At 71.8% G+C, this 22,646-nt stretch carries 23 protein-coding genes and 1 riboswitch; of the genes, 18 read left to right on the top strand and 5 right to left on the bottom strand.

The window, feature by feature from the left end:
• The first annotated feature begins 8 nt into the window (after positions 1–8).
• The 8 genes from lepB (at position 9) to AB0M29_RS30655 (ending at position 6,528) form a co-directional block, all read left to right on the top strand.
• Entirely contained in the window at positions 9–734 is a 726-nt protein-coding gene (lepB, locus tag AB0M29_RS30690) for a signal peptidase I (RefSeq protein WP_365388529.1), read from the top strand.
• Positions 731–1,219, top strand: a complete 489-nt coding sequence (locus AB0M29_RS30685; protein WP_365388528.1) for an NUDIX hydrolase — start codon at positions 731–733, stop codon at positions 1,217–1,219. Before lepB ends, AB0M29_RS30685 begins: the two co-directional genes overlap by 4 nt.
• A 40-nt stretch (positions 1,220–1,259) precedes the next feature.
• A complete protein-coding gene (locus tag AB0M29_RS30680; protein WP_033173060.1) occupies positions 1,260–1,586 on the top strand; it encodes a DUF2469 domain-containing protein in 327 nt (108 codons plus the stop codon).
• Positions 1,587–1,685: 99 nt separating this feature from the next.
• Positions 1,686–2,045: a YraN family protein gene (locus AB0M29_RS30675; RefSeq protein ID WP_365388526.1), complete on the top strand. Its 360-nt coding sequence runs from the start codon at positions 1,686–1,688 to the stop codon at positions 2,043–2,045.
• Positions 2,045–3,658, top strand: a complete 1,614-nt coding sequence (locus AB0M29_RS30670) for a YifB family Mg chelatase-like AAA ATPase (protein WP_365388524.1) — start codon at positions 2,045–2,047, stop codon at positions 3,656–3,658. The genes AB0M29_RS30675 and AB0M29_RS30670 overlap by 1 nt, the downstream gene beginning before the upstream one ends.
• On the top strand, positions 3,658–4,800 hold the full coding sequence (locus AB0M29_RS30665) for a DNA-protecting protein DprA (protein WP_365388522.1): 1,143 nt from the start codon (positions 3,658–3,660) through the stop codon (positions 4,798–4,800). The genes AB0M29_RS30670 and AB0M29_RS30665 overlap by 1 nt, the downstream gene beginning before the upstream one ends.
• Before the next feature lie 282 nt (positions 4,801–5,082).
• Positions 5,083–5,916, top strand: a complete 834-nt coding sequence (gene whiG / locus AB0M29_RS30660; RefSeq protein WP_365388520.1) for an RNA polymerase sigma factor WhiG — start codon at positions 5,083–5,085, stop codon at positions 5,914–5,916.
• A gap of 54 nt (positions 5,917–5,970) precedes the next feature.
• Positions 5,971–6,528, top strand: a complete 558-nt coding sequence (locus AB0M29_RS30655; protein WP_365388662.1) for a helix-turn-helix domain-containing protein — start codon at positions 5,971–5,973, stop codon at positions 6,526–6,528.
• Here AB0M29_RS30655 and AB0M29_RS30650 read toward each other — a convergent pair.
• Entirely contained in the window at positions 6,497–7,165 is a 669-nt protein-coding gene (locus tag AB0M29_RS30650; RefSeq protein ID WP_365388518.1) for a M23 family metallopeptidase, read from the bottom strand. The two genes, AB0M29_RS30655 and AB0M29_RS30650, sit on opposite strands and share 32 nt — an antisense overlap.
• Before the next feature lie 261 nt (positions 7,166–7,426).
• On the opposite strand from AB0M29_RS30650, the gene rpsB reads away from it, so the two are divergent.
• The 9 genes from rpsB (at position 7,427) to AB0M29_RS30605 (ending at position 17,202) form a co-directional block, all read left to right on the top strand.
• The gene (gene rpsB / locus AB0M29_RS30645) at positions 7,427–8,338 is read left to right on the top strand and encodes a 30S ribosomal protein S2 (RefSeq protein WP_365388516.1); all 912 of its coding nucleotides are present in this window, start codon (positions 7,427–7,429) and stop codon (positions 8,336–8,338) included.
• Positions 8,339–8,439: 101 nt separating this feature from the next.
• Positions 8,440–9,276, top strand: a complete 837-nt coding sequence (tsf, locus tag AB0M29_RS30640) for a translation elongation factor Ts (RefSeq protein ID WP_365388514.1) — start codon at positions 8,440–8,442, stop codon at positions 9,274–9,276.
• Positions 9,277–9,450: 174 nt separating this feature from the next.
• Positions 9,451–10,221: a UMP kinase gene (gene pyrH / locus AB0M29_RS30635; protein WP_365388512.1), complete on the top strand. Its 771-nt coding sequence runs from the start codon at positions 9,451–9,453 to the stop codon at positions 10,219–10,221.
• A gap of 138 nt (positions 10,222–10,359) precedes the next feature.
• Positions 10,360–10,917, top strand: coding sequence for a ribosome recycling factor (gene frr / locus AB0M29_RS30630; protein WP_365388660.1), 558 nt, complete (start codon positions 10,360–10,362; stop codon positions 10,915–10,917).
• Positions 10,918–11,003: 86 nt separating this feature from the next.
• Positions 11,004–11,987: a phosphatidate cytidylyltransferase gene (locus AB0M29_RS30625; protein ID WP_365388510.1), complete on the top strand. Its 984-nt coding sequence runs from the start codon at positions 11,004–11,006 to the stop codon at positions 11,985–11,987.
• A gap of 38 nt (positions 11,988–12,025) precedes the next feature.
• Positions 12,026–13,132, top strand: coding sequence for a 23S rRNA (adenine(2503)-C(2))-methyltransferase RlmN (gene rlmN, locus AB0M29_RS30620; RefSeq protein WP_365388507.1), 1,107 nt, complete (start codon positions 12,026–12,028; stop codon positions 13,130–13,132).
• Positions 13,133–13,186: 54 nt separating this feature from the next.
• Positions 13,187–13,299, top strand: a riboswitch (TPP riboswitch).
• Positions 13,292–14,395, top strand: a complete 1,104-nt coding sequence (locus AB0M29_RS30615) for a thiamine ABC transporter substrate-binding protein (protein ID WP_365388506.1) — start codon at positions 13,292–13,294, stop codon at positions 14,393–14,395. (Overlaps the previous riboswitch by 8 nt.)
• Positions 14,396–14,520: 125 nt before the next feature.
• On the top strand, positions 14,521–16,134 hold the full coding sequence (locus AB0M29_RS30610) for an iron ABC transporter permease (protein WP_365388658.1): 1,614 nt from the start codon (positions 14,521–14,523) through the stop codon (positions 16,132–16,134).
• The gene (locus AB0M29_RS30605) at positions 16,135–17,202 is read left to right on the top strand and encodes an ABC transporter ATP-binding protein (protein WP_365388504.1); all 1,068 of its coding nucleotides are present in this window, start codon (positions 16,135–16,137) and stop codon (positions 17,200–17,202) included. It abuts the gene before it with no gap.
• Positions 17,203–17,591: 389 nt separating this feature from the next.
• Here the strand turns inward: AB0M29_RS30605 and AB0M29_RS30600 are convergent, their stop codons facing one another.
• The 4 genes from AB0M29_RS30600 to AB0M29_RS30585 all read right to left on the bottom strand — a co-directional run bounded on the left by AB0M29_RS30600 (position 17,592) and on the right by AB0M29_RS30585 (position 21,592).
• Positions 17,592–18,779, bottom strand: a complete 1,188-nt coding sequence (locus AB0M29_RS30600) for a hypothetical protein (protein WP_365388502.1) — start codon at positions 18,777–18,779, stop codon at positions 17,592–17,594.
• A gap of 52 nt (positions 18,780–18,831) precedes the next feature.
• Positions 18,832–19,560, bottom strand: coding sequence for an ATP-binding cassette domain-containing protein (locus AB0M29_RS30595; RefSeq protein ID WP_365388500.1), 729 nt, complete (start codon positions 19,558–19,560; stop codon positions 18,832–18,834).
• Between the two features lie 182 nt (positions 19,561–19,742).
• Positions 19,743–21,131, bottom strand: a complete 1,389-nt coding sequence (locus AB0M29_RS30590) for an aspartate aminotransferase family protein (protein WP_365388655.1) — start codon at positions 21,129–21,131, stop codon at positions 19,743–19,745.
• Complete coding sequence (locus AB0M29_RS30585) at positions 21,116–21,592, bottom strand: Lrp/AsnC family transcriptional regulator (RefSeq protein ID WP_365388497.1); 477 nt, start codon at positions 21,590–21,592, stop codon at positions 21,116–21,118. Before AB0M29_RS30585 ends, AB0M29_RS30590 begins: the two co-directional genes overlap by 16 nt.
• Before the next feature lie 185 nt (positions 21,593–21,777).
• On the opposite strand from AB0M29_RS30585, the gene AB0M29_RS30580 reads away from it, so the two are divergent.
• Positions 21,778–22,646, top strand: an 869-nt coding sequence (locus AB0M29_RS30580; RefSeq protein WP_365388495.1) for an aldehyde dehydrogenase family protein, incomplete at its 3' end; no start/stop codon positions are given.

The following is a 22,646-nucleotide window of genomic DNA, read 5'->3' as shown; positions in this document are numbered from 1 at the left end:
TCCGGTCCATGAGCAGCAGCAGTGGTGCGATACGTGGCAGGGATGGCGGCCGGTTCGGACGTACGGTGTCCGGGCTGGCCGTCGCCCTGGGCTGTGTCCTGTTCCTGGGCGGCTTCGCCTGGGCGGCGGTCGACTACCGGCCGTACACAGTGCCGACCAACTCGATGCAGCCCACGGTGAACCCCGGCGACCGGGTGCTCGCCCAGCATGTCTCGGGCTCCGAGGTGCACCGCGGTGACGTGGTGGTCTTCAAGGACAAGCTCTGGGGCGACCTGCCCGAGGTCAAGCGGGTGGTCGGGGTCGGCGGCGACACCGTGCAGTGCTGCGACAAGCAGGGCCGCCTGATGGTGAACGGCACCGCGGTCGACGAAAGCTATCTGCCCAGCGGAGTCCCGGCTTCGATGAGCAACTTCAAGACGACCGTCCCGCGCGGCGAGCTGTTCCTGCTCGGCGACAACCGGGCGGTCTCCCAGGACTCCCGCACCCACCTGATGGACGACGAGCACGGCTCCGTCCCGGTGGCCGACGTGAAGGCGCGGGTGGAGGCCACGGCGTGGCCGATGGGGCGGATGGGCAAGGTGGGGCGCACCGCCTCCTTCGACGCGCTCACGGGCGGCGGCGCGTCCGCACAGGGCCCGCTGGGCTGGCTGACGATCGCGGTGATCGCCGGGGCCGTGCTGATCCTCTTCGGGGCCGCCTGGACCCCGCTGGCCCGCGCGCTGAGGCGCACATGACGCCGATCAGGCGCCGCGCCTCCCGTGTGGTGCTGCTCGACCCGGAGGACCGGATCCTGCTGCTGCACGGCTTCGAGCCGGCCGACCCCTCCGCGACCTGGTGGTTCACCCCGGGTGGCGGCGTCGAGGAGGGCGAGAGCCTGGAGGCGGCGGCCCGCCGTGAGGTGGCCGAGGAGACCGGTATCACAGATCTGACGCTCGGCCCGGTGCTGTGGCAGCGGACCGCCTGCTTCGACTTCGACGGCAGCCGCTGGGAGCAGGACGAGTGGTACCACCTGGGGCGTACCGGCACTGTGGGCTTCGACACCAGTGGACAGACCGACCTGGAACGCCGCAGTGTGACCTCGCTCCGTTGGTGGACCTGCGAGGAACTTCTCCGCACTCGTGAGACGGTATATCCGATCAGGCTCGCCGGGCTGCTGCGTACGCTGCTCGACGAAGGACCTCCACCGTCCCCTGTCTCCCTGGGGGCGGAGCGCGACTGACGCACAATGGGGGACACGTACGGCTGAAGGGGAACATGCCATGAGCGCCGAGGACCTCGAAAAGTACGAGACCGAGATGGAGCTGAAGCTCTACCGGGAGTACCGCGATGTCGTCGGCCTGTTCAAGTACGTGATCGAGACCGAACGGCGGTTCTACCTCACCAACGACTACGAGATGCAGGTGCACTCGGTCCAGGGCGAGGTCTTCTTCGAAGTGTCGATGGCCGACGCCTGGGTCTGGGACATGTACCGGCCCGCCCGCTTCGTCAAGCAGGTGCGGGTCCTCACGTTCAAGGACGTGAACATCGAGGAGCTGAACAAGGCGGATCTGGATCTGCCGTCGGACGACTCGGGCTTCAACAGCTGAGGACTGCCGGACCGTCACCCGGCAGGTTATCCACAGGCTTCGACCAAGATCATCTTTTGCGTACCACCTCCGTCACGCTGAGTGACGGAGGTGGTACGCATGAACGCGCGAGGAGCGCTGGGGCGGTACGGGGAGGATCTCGCCGCCCGCACGCTGGAGGACGCGGGCCTGACGGTGCTCGGGCGGAACTGGCGGTGCAGGCACGGCGAGATCGACATCATGGCGTCAGAGGGGGACGCCCTGGTGGTGTGCGAGGTGAAGACCCGCCGCTCGGGGGAGTTCCAGCACCCCATGGCGGCCCTCACCCCCGACAAGATCGACCGGCTGCGGTCGCTGGCCGAGCGCTGGGCCGGTGAGCACGGCGGCGCTCCGCCGGGCGGCGTCCGGATCGACCTGGTCGGCGTGATCCTGCCCGCCCGCGGCGCGGCCCGCGTGGAGCATGTGCGGGGGGTGGCGTGATGGGCTTCGCCCGTACGTGCTCGGTGGCACTGGTCGGTGTCGAAGGCGTGGTGGTCGAGGTCCAGGCCGACCTCGAGCCGGGCCTCGCCGCCTTCGCGCTGGTCGGCCTGCCGGACAAGAGCCTGACCGAGAGCCGTGACCGGGTCAGGGCCGCGATCGTCAACAGCGGCGAGACCTGGCCGCAGAAGAAGCTCACCGTCGGCCTCAGCCCGGCCTCCGTCCCCAAGGGCGGCTCCGGCTTCGACCTGGCCGTCGCCTGCGCGGTGCTCGCCGCCAACGACCGGATCGCCCCGCGGTCCATCGCGGATCTCATGATGATCGGCGAGCTCGGCCTCGACGGCCGGGTCCGCCCGGTCCGCGGCGTCCTGCCCGCCGTCCTCGCCGCCGCCGACGCGGGCTACCGCCACGTGGTCGTCCCCGACCGCACCACCGCCGAGGCCGCCCTCGTCCCCGGCGTCTCCGTCCTCGGCGTCCGCTCCCTGCGCCAGCTCGTCGCCGTCCTCAACGACGAACTCGCCCCGGAAGAGGAGGAGGACGCCCTCCCGGGCGAGGGCCGCCCGGACCCGATACTGGCCGGCCTGACGGTGCCGGGGGGAGGGGTGGGGACGGGTGCCGTCTTCCACGACCAGATCCCCGACATGGCGGATGTGTCCGGGCAGCACACGGCGAGGCGTGCCCTGGAGATCTCCGCGGCCGGGGGACACCACCTCTACCTCAAGGGTCCGCCGGGAGCCGGGAAGACCATGCTGGCCGAGCGGCTGTGCGGGCTGCTGCCGCCCCTGACCAACCAGGAGTCGCTCGAGGTCACCGCGGTCCACTCGGTCGCAGGGATCCTGCCGCCCGGCAAACCGCTGGTCGACACCCCGCCCTACTGCGCGCCCCACCACTCGGCGACCATGCCGTCGATCGTCGGCGGGGGGAGCGGCCTGCCGCGGCCGGGCGCGGTGTCCTTGGCCCACCGCGGCGTGCTCTTCATGGACGAGGCCCCGGAGTTCAGCGGGAGGGTGCTGGACGCGATGCGGCAGCCGCTGGAGTCCGGGCATGTGGTGGTCGCCCGCTCGGCCGGTGTGATGCGGCTGCCCGCACGCTTCCTTCTGGTGCTGGCCGCCAACCCCTGCCCGTGCGGCAGGTACTCACTCCTCGGGGTGGGCTGCGACTGCTCACCGACGGCGGTCCGCCGTTACCAGAGCAGACTGTCGGGCCCGCTGCTCGACCGGGTGGACCTACGGGTCGACGTCGAGGCGGTGTCCAGGAGTGAGCTGACCGGCGCGCACCCCTCGGAGACCACCGCGCAGGTGGCCGCCCGGGTCAGGGCCGCCCGCGAGCGCGCCGCCGCCCGCTACGAGGGCACTCCGTGGCGGACCAACAGCGAGGTGCCCGGTCATGAGCTGCGCACCCGGTGGCAGCTCCAGCCCGGCGCGCTCCGGGAGGCGGAGCGGGACATGGAGCGCGGGCTGCTGACCGCCCGCGGGCTCGACCGGGTGCTGCGCGTCGCGTGGACCGTGGCCGACCTCGCCGGGATCGAGCGCCCCGGGGCCGTGGAGATGCTGGAGGCACTCCAATTGCGGACCGGCGTCCCCCGGGGTGTGCCCGAGCCGGTCGGGGGTCGGTGATGCGGGGGGAGGGGGAGGTGTGGGCGCGGGTGGCGCTGACGCGGGTCGCCGACCCCGGGGACGAGGTGATGGGGCGGGCGGTGCGGGAGCGGGGAGCCGAGGGGGCCTGGGCGGCGGCCCGGGCGGGGGAGCGGTTGCCCGGGGCGGGAGAGCAGCGGACGGCGGGGTACGCGGTGCGGGCCGCCCGCGCGGACCCGGGGGCGGACCTCGCGGCAGCCGGGCGGGCGGGGGCGCGGTTCGTGTGCCCGGGGGACACCGAGTGGCCGGGCCAGCTCGACGACCTCGGGCTCCAGCGGCCGTACGGCCTGTGGGTGCGGGGGCGGCCGTCCCTGCGGCTGTGGGCGCTGCGCTCGGTCGCGGTGGTCGGTGCGCGGGCCTGCACCGACTACGGCGCGCACATGGCGGCCCGGCTGGGCGACGGCCTCGCCCGCTCCGGCTGGGTGGTCGTCTCCGGGGCGGCCTACGGGGTGGACGGCGTCGTACAGCGCAGCACCCTGCGGGCGGACGGTGCCACGATCGGGGTGGTGGCCAGCGGCGTGGATGTGCCCTATCCGCCGGGCAACGCCGAGTTGATCGGCGAGATCGCCGAACGCGGACTGCTGATCGGCGAGTTGCCGCCGGGCGACCACCCCACACGCAGCAGGTTCGTGCTGCGGAACCGGGTGATCGCGGCGCTGACCCGCGGCACCGTGGTGGTGGAGGCCCGCTACCGCAGCGGCTCGCTGGTGACCGCCCGCCGGGCGGCCGAGCTGGGGCGGGTGACGATGGGCGTGCCGGGGCCGTGCACCAGCGGTCTGTCGGAAGGCGTGCACGAACTGCTGCGCGGCGAAGCGGTGGTGGTCACCGACGCGGCAGAAGTGATCGAGATGGTGGGGGAGATCGGCACGGATCTGGCACCGCGCCGCCGCGGCCCGGTGCTGCCGCGCGATCTGCTGGACCGGGCGGCGGCCCGGGTACTGGAAGCGCTGCCAGGTCAGGGCGATGCCGGGGAGGAGGAGATCGCCCGCGCGGCCGGGGCGAGCCGGGACGACACGCTGGGACGGCTCTACGAATTGCAGGCCCTCGGCTTCGTCGAACGCGACAACGGGCGGTGGAAGTTGGTCCGTACCGCACGGGACGGCCGCACACGGCGGGCGGGTTGACGTGACGGACACACCATCAGGTGACAGGAAACCGCCGTGACCTGGGACGATCGTAGGACCGGCCGTGAGCGGCACGACGGCCCTCCATCATTGGCCAACGGGGTCCTTCCGCGGACCCCGGGCCGGGCCGCCCCGCCGGTCCGGCGACCACGTACCCGCAGAGGAACGTATCTGCGCATGTCCCACACGGATGACGTAGCAATAAGCGACACTATGGTCACGCTACGCTCTCGGAGGCTCGATCACCCACTCACGTCACGGCAGAACGGCTCACAACGACGCATGCCCCAGTACACCCCCGGGTCCGAACGGGCGACGGCGGCGACCGCCTCCCGCGCCACCTCTCGGCCCGCCGCTCCCACCTCGCTCGACGCGCTGTGGCGGACCTACAAGTCCACGGGGGACTCCCGGCTGCGGGAGCAGTTGATCCTGCACTACTCACCGCTGGTGAAGTACGTGGCGGGCCGGGTCAGTGTGGGACTTCCGGCCAATGTCGAGCAGGCGGACTTCGTCTCCTCCGGGGTGTTCGGGCTGATCGACGCGATCGAGAAGTTCGACCCGGACCGCGCGATCAAGTTCGAGACGTACGCGATCACCCGGATCCGCGGCGCGATGATCGACGAGCTGCGGGCGCTGGACTGGATCCCGCGCTCGGTCCGGCAGAAGGCGCGGGCGGTGGAGCGCGCCTACGCCACGCTGGAGGCGAAGCTGCGCCGCACCCCCAGCGAGCCCGAGGTCGCCGCCGAGATGGGCGTCGGCCTGGAGGAACTGCACGGGGTGTTCAGCGCGCTCTCGCTGGCCAACGTGGTCGCGCTGGAGGAGCTGCTGCACGTCGGCGTCGAGGGCGACCGGCTCAGCCTGGTCGACACCCTGGAGGACACCGGCGCCGACAACCCGGTCGAGGTCGCCGAGGACCGTGAGCTGCGCCGCCTGCTCGCCCGCGCCGTCAACACCCTCCCGGAGCGCGAGAAGACGGTCGTCACCCTCTACTACTACGAGGGCCTGACACTCGCCGAGATCGGCCAGGTACTGGGCGTCACCGAGAGCCGGGTCAGCCAGATCCACACCAAGTCCGTGCTTCAACTGCGGGCAAAGCTCGCCGACGTCGGCCGGTGACAGGGCGGCCGCACTGTCTACAGTGGTGGGATGCCCAGGATTCGAGCGGCCTCGGTGGCCGAACACCGGACGATGCAGCGCCAAGCCCTGCTGGATGCCGCGCGTTCGCTGCTGACCGAGGGCGGCACGGAGGCGCTGACCTTTCCCGCGCTGGCCGAGCGCACCGGCCTGGCGCGCTCCTCGGTCTATGAGTACTTCCGCTCCCGGGCGGCGGTCGTCGAGGAGCTGTGCGCCGTCGACTTCCCCGTCTGGGCGGCCGAGGTGGAGGCCGCGATGGAGGCGGCGGACACCGCGGCGGACAAGATCGAGGCGTATGTACGCAGCCAGTTGACGCTGGTCGGCGACCGCAGGCACCGCGCGGTGGTGGCGATCTCGGCCGGGGAGCTGGAAGCCGGCGCCCGGGAGAAGATCAGGGCCGCGCACGGCGGTCTGGTCGCCATGGTCGGCGCGGCGCTCAGCGCGCTCGGCCACGAGGAGCCGCGGCTGACCGCGATGCTGCTCCAGGGCGTGGTGGACGCCGCCGTCCGCCGGATCGAGCTGGGCGCCGCCGAGGACCCCGAGCAGATCACCGAGGCCGCCGTCACGATGGCGCTGCGCGGAGTGACCGGCTGACCACCCCCGCCCCGTACACCGGCAGCAGGCGCGACGGGCCGGCGCGCAGCAGCCACGGCGGGAGCAGGGAGAGCGGGTCGAGGTAGGCGTCCCCGTGCCGCAGTCCCCAGTGCAGGCAGCTCTCCGGGCAGTGCCCCCGGGCTCCCGTCCCCGCGCCACCCGGCACCCCGCCGGGCTCCAGCACCCCCACCCGCTCCCCGGCGGCCACCCGCGCGCCGACCGCGACCGTGGCGCGCACCGGCTCGTAGGTGATCCGCAGGCCGTCGGCGATCCGCAGCACCAGCACACCGGTCCCGGCCACCGGACCGGCGAAGGCCACCGTCCCGGGCGCCGCCGCCCGCACCACCGCGCCGGGCCCCGCCCGCAGGTCCACCCCGCGGTGCCCGGCCGCCCACGGCGTCGGCGGCGGCTCGAAGCCGCGCAGCACCACCGGCCGCCCCCGGATACCCGGCCCGGCGACCGGCCAGCACCGCCCGCCGTCCACCCCCGAGCACCCCGCCGCCACCCCGGGATCCGACCCCGCCCGCACACCGCCCGCCCCCGCGTCGAACCCCGCCGGACCGACCGCCGCCACCCCCGCCGGGACGGCGGCCAGCAGCGCCGCCGCAACCACCGCGCACCACACCAGAATTGCCATGCCACGACGATCCCGTGTTTCGCGGCCGAGAGATGATCATGGTCCTGGCCTGTGGACAACTTCGATGTCGCCCGGCACTCCGCCGGTCCCGTACACTTTCTCTGGCGATCCGGGTCACCGGGTCGACTTCGCACGCCCCGCCACCAAGTCCCTCGGGACGGTGGCCGCGCCCCTCGGTCCCTCGTGGCACGGCGCGTCGGGACGTCAGGCGCGACCGCCGTCCGGTGGTCGCGATAACCGAGCACCTCAAGGAGTACGGCCATGGCCGTCGTCACGATGCGGGAGCTGCTGGAGAGCGGCGTCCACTTCGGGCACCAGACCCGTCGCTGGAACCCGAAGATGAAGCGCTTCATCTTCACCGAGCGCAATGGCATCTACATCATCGACCTGCTCCAGTCGCTGTCGTACATCGACCGCGCCTACGAGTTCGTCAAGGAGACCGTCGCGCACGGCGGCTCCATCATGTTCGTCGGCACCAAGAAGCAGGCGCAGGAGGCCATCGCCGAGCAGGCCTCGCGCGTCGGCATGCCCTACGTCAACCAGCGGTGGCTGGGCGGCATGCTCACCAACTTCTCGACCGTCTACAAGCGCCTGCAGCGCCTGAAGGAGCTCGAGGAGATCGACTTCGAGGACGTGGCCGCCTCCGGCCTCACCAAGAAGGAGCTCCTGGTCCTCTCCCGCGAGAAGGACAAGCTGGAGAAGACCCTCGGTGGTATCCGCGAGATGCAGAAGGTGCCCAGCGCCGTCTGGATCGTCGACACCAAGAAGGAGCACATCGCCGTCGGTGAGGCGCGCAAGCTCCGCATCCCGGTCGTCGCGATCCTCGACACCAACTGCGACCCCGACGAGGTCGACTACAAGATCCCGGGCAACGACGACGCGATCCGCTCCGTCACGCTGCTCACCCGCGTGATCGCCGACGCCGTCGCCGAGGGCCTCATCGCCCGCTCCGGCGCCGCCACCGGCGACAAGAAGGCCGACGCGGTCGCCGAGCCCCTCGCCGAGTGGGAGCGGGACCTCCTCGAGGGCGAGAAGAAGGCTGACGACGCCCCGGCCGCCGAGGCGCCCGCCGCCGAAGCCGCCGCCGCGCCCGCCGAGACCGAGGCCCCGGCCGAGGCCCCCGCCGAGACCGAGGCGACTCCGGCCGCCGAGGGCGACGCCGAGCAGGCCTGAGCCTTCTCCGCCTTCCAGCACCACGCGTGACGACGGCGGGGGCCGATGCCCCCGCCGTCCACCCGTAGAACCACCGACCATTCGGGAAGAGACTTAAACCCATGGCGAACTTCACCGCCGCTGACGTCAAGAAGCTCCGCGAGCTGACCGCCGCGGGCATGATGGACTGCAAGAACGCCCTTGTGGAGGCCGAAGGCGACCTGGACAAGGCCGTCGAGATCCTTCGGGTCAAGGGCCAGAAGGGCGTCACCAAGCGCGAGGGCCGCTCGGCCTCCAACGGTGCGGTCGTCTCCCTGATCGCCGCCGACAACAGCGAGGGCGTCCTCGTCGAGCTGAAGTGCGAGACCGACTTCGTCGCCAAGGGCGACAAGTTCGTCGCCGTCGCGGACGCCATCGCCGCCCACGTGACCGCCACCAAGCCGGCCGGTATCGAGGTCCTCCTCGCTTCCGAGATCAAGGACGGCCAGACCGTTCAGGCCTTCGTCGACGAGGCGAACGCCACCCTCGGTGAGAAGATCGTGCTCGACCGCTTCGCCCAGTTCACCGACGGCTACGTCGCCTCCTACCTGCACCGCACCAGCCCGGACCTGCCCCCGCAGGTCGGCGTCCTGGTCGAGCTGGACAAGGAGAACGCCCAGGTCGCCAAGGACGTCGCGCAGCACATCGCCGCGTTCGCGCCGACCTTCCTGACCCGTGACGAGATCTCCGCCGAGACGGTGGAGAACGAGCGCCGCGTCGCCGAGGCCACCGCCCGCGAGGAGGGCAAGCCGGACGCCGCGCTGCCGCGTATCGTCGAAGGACGGGTCAACGGCTTCTTCAAGGAGAACGTCGTCCTGGAGCAGGCGTTCGCCAAGGACTCCAAGAAGACCGTTCAGCAGGTGCTCAACGAGGCCGGCGTCACGCTCAAGCGCTTCGCCCGGTTCCGCGTCGGCGTCTGACACCCGTCCCGCCCGGTGTACCAGGGCGGCGAGTGACCGACGACCCCGCTAGGGTCGTACGCGGTCGGCCCACGCCGGCCGGCCGCAGATGTGACGAGGAGGCCATTGCCGTACAGGGACACCCACGAGGACCCGCGGCGATGGCCTCCTTCGTACGTGCACGAGGAGATCTCCATGGATGACGAGGGCGCGAAGACCGCCACCACCCCCGGCAGCGGCCACACGCACCGCCGCTACCTGCTGAAACTGTCCGGTGAGGCGTTCGCGGGCGGCGGAGGTCTGGGCGTCGACCCCGATGTGGTGCACGCCATCGCCCGGGAGATCGCCGCGGTGGTGAGGGACGGGTACGAGATCGCCCTCGTCGTCGGCGGCGGCAACTTCTTCCGCGGCGCCGAACTGCAGCAGCGCGGCATGGACCGCGCCCGCTCGGACTACATGGGCATGCTCGGCACCGTGATGAACTGCCTCGCCCTCCAGGACTTCCTGGAGAAGGAGGGCATCGAGACCCGGGTGCAGACCGCCATCACGATGGGCCAGGTCGCCGAGCCGTACATCCCGCTGCGGGCCGTACGGCACCTGGAGAAGGGCCGCGTCGTGATCTTCGGCGCCGGTATGGGCATGCCCTACTTCTCCACCGACACCACCGCCGCCCAGCGGGCCCTGGAGATCGACGCCACGGCCATGCTGATGGGCAAGAACGGGGTCGACGGGGTCTACGACTCCGACCCCAAGCTCAACCCGGACGCGGTGAAGTTCGACGCACTGGAGTACGGCGAGGTGATCGCCCGCGACCTGCGGGTGGCCGACCTCACCGCGATCACCCTGTGCCAGGACAACAAACTCCCCATCCTCGTCTTCGAGCTGCTTGCCGAAGGGAACATCGCGCGGGCCGTGAAGGGTGAGAAGATCGGCACGCTGGTCAACGACCGGGGCACCCGGGCCTAGCGGCCGGGCGGTCACGCCGCCGACCGGCTCGGCCGGTTCGGGGATGGACAACTCGCTGCCGGTCGGACACCGTGCAGGAAAGACGCGCGCAGGGGCCGCGACCCGGTAGCCCCGCCTTCCGAATACCAGGAGCACATGGTGATTGAAGAGACTCTCCTTGAGGCCGAGGAGAAGATGGAGAAGGCAGTCATCGTCGCGAAGGACGACTTCGCGGCGATCCGCACCGGCCGTGCGCACCCGGCGATGTTCAACAAGATCGTGGCGGAGTACTACGGGGCGATCACCCCGATCAACCAGCTCGCCTCGTTCGCCGTGCCCGAGCCGCGGATGGCGGTGATCACCCCCTTCGACAGCAGCAGCCTGCGCAACATCGAGGAGGCGATCCGCAACTCCGACCTCGGCGTCAACCCGAGCAACGACGGCCGTATCATCCGGGTGGTCTTCCCGCAGCTCACCGAGGAGCGCCGCCGGGAGTACATCAAGGTCGCCAAGACCAAGGGTGAGGACGCCAAGATCTCGATCCGCAGCGTCCGCCGCAAGGCCAAGGAGACGCTGGACAAGCTCGTCAAGGACGGCGAGACCGGCGAGGACGAGGTGCGCCGCGCGGAGAAGGAGCTGGACGACACCACCTCCAAGTACGTCGCCCAGGTCGACGAGCTGCTCAAGCACAAGGAAGCCGAGCTGCTGGAGGTCTGACCGCCGCCGCACGACCGCTCAGCACAGTTCCGTCCCCTGTTCCACTCCCCGGCCGACACACCGACGACGACGCGAGGCGAAGCTCAGTGAACGACTCTTCCTGGGGCGCTTCGCCACGCGCCGGTCACTGGGGAGCGCCCGAGAACACGGTGACGGAACCGGCGGGTTCCGCGCGCGATGACCTGGACGGCGGGAAGACTTCTCCTATGCCCTCTGCCCCGGAGCCGCCGCAATCGCCTCCGCCGCCCGCGAAGAAGTCCGCCGGACGGAACCTGCGCGCGGCGATAGGGGTGGGCGTCGGCCTCGGGGTCGTGATCACCGCCTCGCTCTTCATCGTCAAGGCGGTCTTCGTCGGTGTCGTGGTGGCCGCGGCCGGCGTCGGCCTGTGGGAGCTGACCTCCCGGCTCGCCGAGCGCAAGGGCATCCGCGCGCCGCTGATCCCGCTGCTGGTCGGCGGTACGGCGATGCTGATCGCCGGATATCTGCGCGGCGCGGACGGCGCGTGGGTGGCGATGGCGCTCACCGCGCTCGCCGTCCTGGTCTGGCGGATGACGGAGCCACCGGAGAACTACCTGCGGGACGTCACCGCGGGTGTCTTCGCCGCGTTCTACGTGCCCTTCCTGGCCACCTTCGTGGTGATGATGCTCGCCGCGGACGACGGCCCCCGGCGGGTGCTGGTCTTCCTGCTGCTCACCGTGATCAGCGACACCGGCGCCTACGCGGTCGGCTGGCGCTTCGGCCGCCACAAGCTGGCGCCCAGGATCAGCCCCGGCAAGACCCGCGAGGGCCTGCTCGGCGCGATCTCCTTCGCCATGATCGCGGGCGCCCTGCTCATGCAGTACGTCATCGACGACGGCCGCTGGTGGCAGGGCCTGATCCTCGGCCTGGCCGCCGCGACCAGCGCCACCCTCGGCGACCTCGGCGAGTCCATGATCAAGCGCGACCTCGGCATCAAGGACATGGGCACCCTCCTCCCCGGCCACGGCGGCATCATGGACCGCTTGGACTCCCTGCTCCCGACGGCCCCGGTGGTCTGGCTGCTGCTGGTGATCTTCGTGGGGAACGGCTAGCCCGAGCCGCTCCGGCGATCTGCGACACTTGTCAGATCATGCCTGTGCCTGGAGAACTCACTTTTGCCGCGCCGCGGGGGGCCAAGAAGCCGCCGCGGCACCTCGCCGACCTCACTCCCGCGGAGCGCCGGGAGGCGGTGGCCGAGCTGGGGGAGAAGCCGTTCCGGGCGAAGCAGCTCTCGCAGCACTACTTCGCGCGGTACGCGGACGATCCGGCGGCGTGGACGGACATCCCGGCCGCGGCGCGGGGGAAGCTGGCCGGGGACCTTCTGCCCGAGCTGATGTCGGTGGTGCGGCACGCGTCGTGCGACGACGGCGACACCCGCAAGACGCTGTGGAAGCTGTTCGACGGCACGCTCGTCGAGTCGGTGCTGATGCGCTACCCCGACCGGGTCACCATGTGCATCTCCTCGCAGGCCGGATGCGGAATGAACTGCCCGTTCTGCGCCACCGGGCAGGCGGGCCTGGACCGCAATCTGTCCACCGCCGAGATCGTGCACCAGATCGTGGCCGGAATGCGCAGCCTGCGCGACGGCGAGGTCCCCGGGGGCCCGGCGCGGCTGTCGAACATCGTCTTCATGGGCATGGGCGAGCCGCTGGCCAACTACAAGCGGGTGATCGGCGCCATCCGCCGGCTGACCGACCCCGAGCCCGACGGCCTGGGGCTGTCGCAGCGCGGCATCACCGTCTCCACGGTCGGCCTGGTTCCGGCGATGTACCGCTTCGCCGACGAGGGCCTGAAGTGCCGCCTCGCGGTCTCGCTGCACGCGCCCGACGACGAGCTGCGCGACACCCTGGTGCCGGTGAACACCCGCTGGAAGGTCCGCGAGGTCCTCGACGCGGCCTGGCACTACGCGGACGTCTCCGGCCGCCGTATCTCCATCGAGTACGCGCTCATCCGGGACATCAACGACCAGGCGTGGCGTGCGGACCGGCTCGGCCGGATGCTCAAGAACCACCTGGTGCACGTCAACCTGATCCCGCTCAACCCGACGCCCGGCTCCAAGTGGACGGCGTCCCGCCCCGAGGACGAGCGGGCCTTCGTGGCGGCGCTGGCGTCGCACGGCGTGCCGGTGACCGTACGGGACACCCGCGGCCAGGAGATCGACGGCGCCTGTGGTCAGCTCGCGGCGGCGGAGCGCTGACCTGCTGCTAAGGTGCTCGGGTTGTCGCACGGACTCGTGCGTTCGTACAAATGAACATTCCGACAGGGGAGCGCCTGCGACGGCGCTGAGAGTGCGGCTTCCACACGCCGCAGACCCTCGGACCTGATCCGGGTCATACCGGCGTAGGGAGTCAGCCAGATGAAGTCCATCCGTCGGCGTGCCATAGGCGCGCTCGTCCTCGCCGCCGCGGGAGCCACGACGCTCGCCGCCTGCGGCGGCGGTTCCGGTTCCGGCGATTCGTCCGCCACCGGATCCGGCAAGTCCAAGACCGTCACCCTGGTCAGCCACGACTCCTTCGCCGCCTCGGCGCCGGTGCTCAAGGAGTTCACCAAGGAGACCGGCTACACCGTCAAGGTGCTGCGCGGCGGTGACGCGGGCGCGGCCGTCAACCAGGCGATCCTCACCAAGGACCACCCCCAGGGCGACGTCTTCTTCGGCGTCGACAACACCCTGCTCTCGCGGGCGCTCGACAACGGCCTGTTCACCTCGTACACGGCCAAGGACCTGGGCACGGTCCCCGCCGCGCTCCAGCTCGACGCGGCCCAGCACCGGGTGACGCCGATCGACTCCGGCGACGTCTGCGTCAACTACGACCGGGCGTACTTCACCGCGCACAAGCTGACGCCCCCGGCCACCTTCGCCGACCTGGTGAAGCCCGAGTACAAGAACCTGCTGGTCACCGAGAACGCGGCGACGTCCTCCCCGGGCCTGGCCTTCCTGCTGGGCAGCGCGGCCGCCACCGGTGACGCGAACTGGCAGGCGTACTGGAAGCAGCTCAAGAACAACGGCGTCGAGGTCGTCGACGGCTGGGAGCAGGCGTACAACGACCGCTTCTCCGGCTCCGCGGCGGGCAAGAAGGCCAAGGGCGACCGGCCGCTGGTCGTCTCGTACGCCTCCAGCCCGCCCGCCGAGGTCGTCGGTGTGACCCCGCCGCCCGCCCAGTCGCCGGTCGGCGTCTCCACCGGCACCTGCTTCCGGCAGATCGAGTTCGCTGGGCTGCTGCACGGCGCGAAGAACACCGCGGGCGGCAAGGCGCTGATCGACTTCATGCTCAGCAAGACGTTCCAGCAGGACATGCCGCTGCAGATGTACGTCGACCCGGTGCGCACGGACGCCACCGAGCCGCCGGTGTTCGTGAAGTACGGCGCGAAGGTCGCCGACCCGGAGACGATGGCCCCCGACAAGATCGCCGCCAAGCGCGACGAGTGGGTCAAGGCATGGTCGTCGATCGTCCTGAAGTGAGCCCTGGCGGGCGGACCGCGGAGGCGGGCGCCGCGGCCGTCCGGCCTGCCGGGGGAGCCGCGGGCGCCGGTCCGGACGCCGCGCGTCGCCGCCGCCGGCGCGGCACCGCGGTACGGCTGGTGCTGATGGCGGTGCCCGCCGCCTTCTTCGCGGTCTTCTTCGCCTACCCGGTGGCGTCCATCGTCGGGCGCGGCCTGCGGCAGGACGGCCGCTGGCAGTTCGCCACCATAGGCGACGTATTGGGCGACCCGGACATCCGGCACGTGCTGTGGTTCACCTGCTGGCAGGCGGCGGCGTCCACCGCGCTGACCCTGGCGGTGGCGCTGCCCGGCGCCTATGTCTTCGCCCGGCTCGACTTCCCCGGCAAGCGGCTGCTGCGCGCGGTGGTCACGGTGCCGTTCGTGCTGCCCACGGTGGTGGTCGGCTCGGCGTTCCTGGCGCTGCTCGGCCGCGGCGGCTTCACCGACTCGCTGTGGGGCGTCCGGCTGGACACCACGGTCTGGGCGATCCTCATCGCCCATGTCTTCTTCAACTACGCGGTGGTCGTCCGCACCGTCGGCGGTCTGTGGGCGCAGCTCGACCCGCGCCAGGAGGAGGCCGCGGTGATGCTCGGCGCGAGCCGCCTCACCGCCTGGCGCAGGGTGACGCTGCCCGCGCTCGGGCCCTCGGTGGCCGCGGCCGCGCTGATGGTGTTCCTGTTCACCTTCACCTCCTTCGGCGTCATCCAGATCCTCGGCGGGCCCACGTACTCCACCCTGGAGGTGGAGATCTACCGCGAGACCGCGGAACTGCTCGACCTGCGGACCGCCGCCGTGCTCACCCTGGTGCAGTTCGTGGCGGTCGGCGCGATCCTCGCCGTCCACGCCTGGACGGTACGGCGCCGGGAGTCCGCGCTGCGGCTGGTGGACGCGGCGGGCACCTCGCACCGGCCGCGCGGCCGCGGCGAGTGGGCGATGCTCGGCGGGCTGCTCGCGGTGGTGGCGCTGCTGATCCTGCTGCCGCTGGGCGTCCTGGTCGCCCGCTCGCTGGACGGCCCCGGCGGCTACGGCCTCGCCTTCTACCGCGCGCTCGGCTCCGCGAACGGCGGCACCTTCGTTGTCGCCCCGTTCCAGGCCGTCTGGAACTCGCTGCGGTACGCGGCCGTCGCCACCGTCATGGCACTGGCCATCGGCGGTCTCGCGGCCGCCGCGCTGGTCCGCAGGGCGGGCCGCCTGGTGCGCGGCTTCGACGCGCTGCTGATGCTGCCGCTGGGCACCTCGGCGGTGACCATCGGCTTCGGCTTCCTCATCACCCTCGACAAGCCGCCGCTGGATCTGCGGGAGTCCTGGATCCTGGTGCCGCTCGCCCAGGCGCTGGTCGGCGTGCCCTTCGTCGTCCGCGTCATGCTGCCGGTGCTGCGGGCGGTGGACGACCGGCTGCGGGAGGCGGCGGCCGTGCTGGGCGCGTCCCCGCTACGGGTCTGGCGCGAGATCGAACTCCCGCTGGTCGGCCGGGCGCTGGCCATCGCCGCCGGGTTCGCCTTCGCGGTCTCGCTCGGCGAGTTCGGCGCGACCGTCTTCATCGCCCGCCCCGACAGCCCCACCCTGCCGGTCGCCGTCGCCCGGCTGCTGGACCGCGCCGGGCCCTACACCTACGGCCAGGCGATGGCGCTGAGCACCATCTTGATGCTGGTCTGCGCCGCCTCGCTGCTGATCCTGGAGAACCTGCGGACCTCCGCCGACCGTTCGGGAGAGTTCTAGATGACGCCGACGCGCAAGGCGGAGCAGCCGGACGAGGGCGCGCTGCTGCGGATCGAGGGCGCGACCGTACGGTTCGGCGCGCGGGCCGCGCTGGACGCCGTCGACCTGGAGGTCGGCGCGCACGAGACGGTGTCCGTGCTCGGGCCGAGCGGCAGCGGCAAGTCCACGCTGCTGCGGGTGGTCGCCGGGCTCCAGCCGCTGGACGCCGGGCGGGTGCTGCTCGACGGCGCCGACCAGGCGGCGGTGCCGGCGCACCGGCGCGGTGTCGGTCTGATGTTCCAGGACCACCAGCTCTTCCCGCAGCGCGACGTCGGGGGCAACGTCGCCTTCGGGCCGCGCATGCGGAAGGTGCCGCGGGAGGGGCGGGAGCGGCGGGTCGCCGAACTCCTCGACCTCGTCGGGCTGCCCGGCGCCCAGGGGCGCGCGGTCGCCACGCTGTCCGGCGGCGAGCAGCAGCGGGTCGCGCTGGCCCGGGCGCTCGCCCCCGAGCCGCGGCTGCTCATGCTCGACGAGCCGCTCGGCCAGCTCGACCGCTCGCTGCGGGAGCGGCTCGTGGTGGAACTGCGCCAGCTCTTCGGGCAGTTGGGCACCACCGTGCTGGCCGTCACCCACGACCAGGGCGAGGCGTTCGCGCTCTCGGACCGGGTCGTGGTCATGCGCGACGGGCGGATCGCGCAGTCGGGGACGCCGCTGGAGGTCTGGCAGCACCCCGCTTCCGCGTTCGTCGCCTCCTTCCTCGGCTTCGACAACATCGCCGACGCCACCGTCAGCGGCACCGTCGCCGCCACCCCCTGGGGCAAGGTGCCGGTCCCCCCGGGCTCGCCCCAGGGCGCCCGCCGCCTCCTCGTCCGTCCGGCGGGCGTCCGCCTGACCACTCCCGACGCCGGCCTCCCCTGCACCGTCCTCGCCCGCACCTTCCGCGGCAGCCACATCGCCCTCATCCTCAGCCCCGACCAGGGCCCCCGACTGGAGGCCGAATGCGGGTTGCGCTCCGCGCCGGAGCCCGGGGAACGGGTCGGGGTCACCTTCACCCCGGACGAGGCGGTCGTCCTCCCGGACGAAGGGTGAGCGGCCTTCCCCCCGGGCTGCCGCCCGAGCCCGTCCCCGGGACCTTCCCCCGGCGGGGGGCTGGCCGCGCAGTTCCCCGCGCCCCTTCGGGGCACGGTCCGGCACCCCGGAACGGTGCCTCTGCGTCGCGGGGTGCGGTGATGTAGCCAGCGAGCCAAAGGCGGCGCCGGTGTCGAAAGGGAGAACGCGCGGAGTTCCCCGAGGAACGAGGGGATCGAGCACGATCGACCGTCGACACCGGGTCTAAGCCGCCGGAGGCGAGAGGGCGGCAAAAAAGGGGCTGATGCGGTGCCGCCCACGGAAGACGGCTCCCCCGCACCAGGCACCCCTGCCAGGCCCCCCGCACCAGGCACCCCTGCCAGGCCCCCCCGCACGAGGCACCGCCCCCCTCACCTCCCCGGCGTCGTCGCCAAGTTCGCGATCACCGCGGTCAGGGGGAGGACCACTAGCAGGAGTACCCCCACGCGCAAGGCGACGGCGGTTCTCAGGAGGGCGGGGGAGGCGCCGAGTTGGCGGAGGGCGGTGGTGGAGGGTTCGCGGGCGCGTTTGGTTTCGGAGATCGCGGTGGCGGCGGTGGCGAGGACGCAGACGGCGATGAGGACGGCGGCCATGGAGGTGAGGGGGCCGAAGGGGCGACCGCCCTCCTGGTGGAGGTGGTAGGCGGCGAAGGCCGCGGTGGCGGTGGCGCTGACCACGCCGAGGGGGCGGCCGAGACGGCGGGCCTCCTCCTGGAGGGCGCGGCCCGCGAGCATCCGCAGGGCGCCGGGGCGGAAGGCGGCGAGGAGCCGTCCACAGGCGTGGACGACGCCGGGTCCGGCCATCACCATGCCGACGGTGGTGACGATCCAGCCGCCCACCGCGGCCGGGGTGATCGAGCCGAGGCCGCCGGGCAGCGGCAGCGGGGTCCCGCCGGGCGCGCTGACCTCGATGGCGAGCCCGACCGCGGTGAGCGCGACACCCCACGGCAGCCCGGCGGGCGCCTGCGGGGGCTTGGCCGGAGTGGCTGGAGTGGCCGGTGCCGCCGGTGCGGCGGGGGCGGGCCGCTTCGGCGGTGTCCTCCGGTCGCCGCGGGCCGGCCACAGCGCCGCGGCGCCGATCGCGGCGGCGGCCACTGGCACCAGCGAGAGCAGGGTGATCGTGCCCGCGAGCGGCAGCGGCTTGCCGTCGCCGAGGCCGTCGGACCCGGCGCCGTCGAAGGGCACGCCCGCCAGGTCGCCGCGGAGGCGGAGGAAGACCAGCAGGGCGGCGCCGCTGCCGAGGCCGCAGGCCACCGCCGTGGTGGTCGCGGCCAGCAGGGCCACCTTGATCGGCCCGAGGCCGACCGAGGAGAGCCCGGTGCGCGGCCAGCCGGTGGGCACCGCGCGCGCGGCCACCACCGCGAGCCGTACCGTCACCACGACCGGCACCACGCACCACGCCAGCCGTACCGCGGCGTCGGTGATGGGTTCGGGATGCCCGAGCGCGTAGCCGAGCGCGGACAGTAGCAGCAGGCCGGTCGCCGCGGAGGCCGCGGTGACAAGCGCCCATCGCAGCAGCGCGGTGGTCCGAGCCCCCCGCAGGATGCGCAGACTCAGCACGCGCGGGCACCTCCCCGCGGGCCGGAGCCGACGCCGGGGTTCTTCCGGGCGCTCATACGGAGGCGGGGTACGGGTTGGCGCCGTCGCGTTCCTGGGCCGGCATCGCCGTGCTCGGGCGGCCGTCCACCAAAGTGATGGTCCGGTCGGCGAACCCGGTGACCTCGGGGTCGCCGGTGGCCAGCACCACGGTGATGCCGTGCGAGCGCGCCGCGTTGGTGAGCGTCCGCAGCACCAGCGCGCGGTCGGCGCGGTGCAGCGGCGCCGTCGGGTCGTCGGCGAAGACCACCTCCGGCTTGGCGACCAGCGCCCGCGCCACCGCGACCCGCTGCCGCTGGGCCTGCAGCAGCTGGGCGGGGCGCTTGCGCGCGAGGCCGCCGATGTCGAGCCGGTCCAGCCATTCCTGCGCGCTGCTCCTGGCGGTGCGGTGGCCGGCGCCGCTCATCAGCAGCGGCAGCGCGGCGTTCTCCCAAGCGGTCAGCTCGGGCAGCAGCTGCGGCGTACTTCCGATCCAGCCGAAGCGGTCGCGGCGCAGCTGGTCGCGCGCGGTCTCCGGCAGGGTGTGCACGGGCGCGCTGTTGAACCACACCTCGCCCTGGTCCGGGACGAGCTGCCCGGACAGGCAGTGCAGCAGTGTGGTCTTGCCCGCGCCGCGCGCTCCCGCCACCGCGAGGATCTCGCCCTGGCGTACGCCCAGCGAGACGCCGAGCAGCGCGGGCGAGCCCTGGTGGGAGTGGCGCAGGGCGCGGGCCCAGAGCACATCGTTGTCGGGCGGGGCCACCATGCCGTTACCTCCGCGGTTCGTTCCCCCTGGCACGTCGACACCTGCGTCAACGAATCGGGGGGAGAGCGGTCACTGCCCCGGCACCGTAGGCAAGGTGCCGGGGCAGTGACCCGCAGGCGCGGCGGCCGAGTAGTCCGGACGGGTGTGTGTTCGTTACACCATTCACCCGGGCGGACCAGCTCTCAGAGCTTCGTCCACGCCTCCGTCAGCACGGTGCGCAGGATTCCCTCGATGTCGTCGAAGAGCGCCTGGTCGGAGACGAGCGGCGGGGCGAGCTGTACGACCGGGTCGCCGCGGTCGTCGGCCCGGCAGTACAGACCGGCGTCGTAGAGCGCCTTGGACAGGAAGCCGTACAGGACGCGCTCGGTCTCCTCGTCGGTGAAGGTCTCCTTGGTCGCCTTGTCCTTGACCAGCTCGATCCCGTAGAAGAAGCCGTTGCCGCGTACGTCGCCGACGATCGGCAGGTCGTGCAGCTTCTGGAGGGTTCGGAAGAAGCCGTCCTCGTTGTCGAGCACGTGCTGGTTGAGGTTCTCGCGCTCGAAGATGTCGAGGTTGGCCAGGCCGACCGCGGCGGAGACCGGGTGGCCGCCGAAGGTGTAGCCGTGCAGGAAGGTGTTGTCGCCCTGGTAGAACGGCTCGGCGAGCCGGTCGGAGACGATGCAGGCGCCGATCGGGGAGTAGCCCGAGGTCATGCCCTTCGCGCAGGTGATCATGTCCGGCACGTAGCCGAACTTGTCGCAGGCGAACATCGTGCCCAGCCGCCCGAAGGCGCAGATCACCTCGTCGGAGACGAGCAGCACGTCGTACTGGTCGCAGATCTCGCGGACCCGCTGGAAGTACCCGGGCGGCGGCGGGAAGCAGCCGCCCGCGTTCTGCACCGGCTCCAGGAAGACGGCGGCCACGGTCTCGGGGCCCTCGAAGAGGATCTCCTGCTCGATCTGGTCGGCGGCCCAGCGGCCGAACGCCACCGGGTCGTCGCCGTGGATCGGCGCGCGGTAGATGTTGGTGTTGGGCACCTTGCGGGCGCCGGGCACCAGCGGCTCGAAGGGCGCCTTCAGCGCGGGCAGGCCGGTGATCGACAGGGCGCCCTGGGGGGTGCCGTGGTAGGCGACGGCCCGGGAGATCACCTTGTACTTCGTGTGGTTGCCGGTGAGCTTGTGGTACTGCTTCGCCAGCTTCCACGCGGTCTCGACGGCCTCGCCGCCGCCGGTGGTGAAGAAGACCTTGTTCAGGTCGCCCGGCGCGTAGTTCGCCAGCCGCTCGGCCAGCTCGACGGCCTTGGGGTGGGCGTAGCTCCAGACCGGGAAGAAGGCGAGTTCCTGCGCCTGCTTGTACGCGGCCTCGGCCAGCTCGTGCCGGCCGTGCCCGGCGTTGACCACGAAGAGCCCCGACAGGCCGTCGATGTACCGCTTGCCGTGGTCGTCGTAGATGTACGGGCCCTCGCCGCGGACGATGGTCGGCACCGGGGCGTTCTCGTACGACGACATGCGGGTGAAGTGCATCCACAGGTGGTCGTAAGCGGTCTTCGACAGCTCTGTGTTGGTGGAGTTCATGGCTATCTGGTTCCCCAGGTGTAGGTCTGCTTGCGGAGCTTGAGGTAGACGAAGCTCTCGGTGGACCGCACACCGGGCAGTGTGCGGATCCGCTTGTTGATCATCTCCAGCAGGTGGTCGTCGTCCTCGCAGACGATCTCGACCAGGAGGTCGAACGACCCGGCGGTGACGACCACGTACTCGACCTCGTCGAGCGCGGCCAGGGCGTCGGCGACCGGTTCGATGTCGCCCTCGACGTTGATGCCGACCATCGCCTGCCGCCGGAACCCCACGGTGAGGGGATCGGTGACGGCGACGATCTGCATGACACCCTGGTCGAGCAGCTTCTGGACGCGCTGCCGTACGGCCGCTTCCGACAGGCCCACGGCCTTGCCGATCGCTGCGTACGGGCGGCGCCCGTCCTCCTGGAGCTGTTCGATGATCGCCTTCGACACGGCATCTATCGCCGGCGACGCGCCGTTCTTGTCACGTGTGGCCACGAGCACCACTGTGCAGGAGAGGTCGACGGTCACGCAAGCCCTCCACGATGAAATTCGTAGCTCAGGGGTCTCAGTTTGACTGATTCAGTTGTTCGGTGGATCTGGGTGTGTCGAATACGGCAGTCCTGCGACTAAGCTGGAAGGCGTCTCAGCAAGTGGACAGAACTCAAGGGAGAGAGAGCGCCGTGAGCGAGCTGCGTACGCTGCGTAATTACATCGACGGGGAGTTCCGCGACGCCGCCGACGGCCGGACCACCGAGGTGGTCAACCCGGTGACCGGCACGGTCTACGCCACCGCCCCGCTCTCCGGACAGGCCGATGTCGACGCGGCGATGGCCGCCGCGGCCGCCGCCTTCCCGGGCTGGCGCGACACCACCCCGTCGGAGCGGCAGAAGGCGCTGCTGAAGATCGCCGACGCCGTCGAGGCGCGGGCCGACGAGCTGGTCGCCGTCGAGAGCGAGAACACGGGCAAGCCGATCGGGCTGACCGCCAGCGAGGAGATCCCTCCGATGGTGGACCAGATCCGCTTCTTCGCGGGCGCCGCGCGGATGCTCGAAGGCCGCTCGGCGGGCGAGTACATGGACGGCATGACCTCGATCGTGCGGCGTGAGCCGGTCGGCGTCTGCGCCCAGGTCGCGCCGTGGAACTACCCGATGATGATGGCCGTGTGGAAGTTCGCCCCGGCGATCGCCGCGGGCAACACCGTGGTGCTCAAGCCGTCCGACACCACCCCTGCCTCCACGGTGCTGCTGGCCGAGATCCTCGGCGGCGTCCTGCCCAAGGGCGTCTTCAACGTCGTCTGCGGCGACCGGGACACCGGCCGCGCGATGGTCGAGCACCCGACCCCGGCGATGGCCTCCATCACCGGCTCGGTCCGCGCCGGTGTGCAGGTCGCGGGCTCGGCGGCCAAGGACGTCAAGCGGGTGCACCTGGAGCTGGGCGGCAAGGCCCCGGTCGTCGTCTTCGAGGACACCGACATCCCCAAGGCCGTCGAGGACATCGCGGTGGCCGGGTTCTTCAACGCCGGCCAGGACTGCACGGCGGCCACCCGCGT

This window comes from Streptomyces sp. NPDC051976 (assembly GCF_040680795.1).
Classification (GTDB): domain Bacteria; phylum Actinomycetota; class Actinomycetes; order Streptomycetales; family Streptomycetaceae; genus Actinacidiphila.
This window is presented reverse-complemented; position numbering and strand designations above follow the sequence as displayed.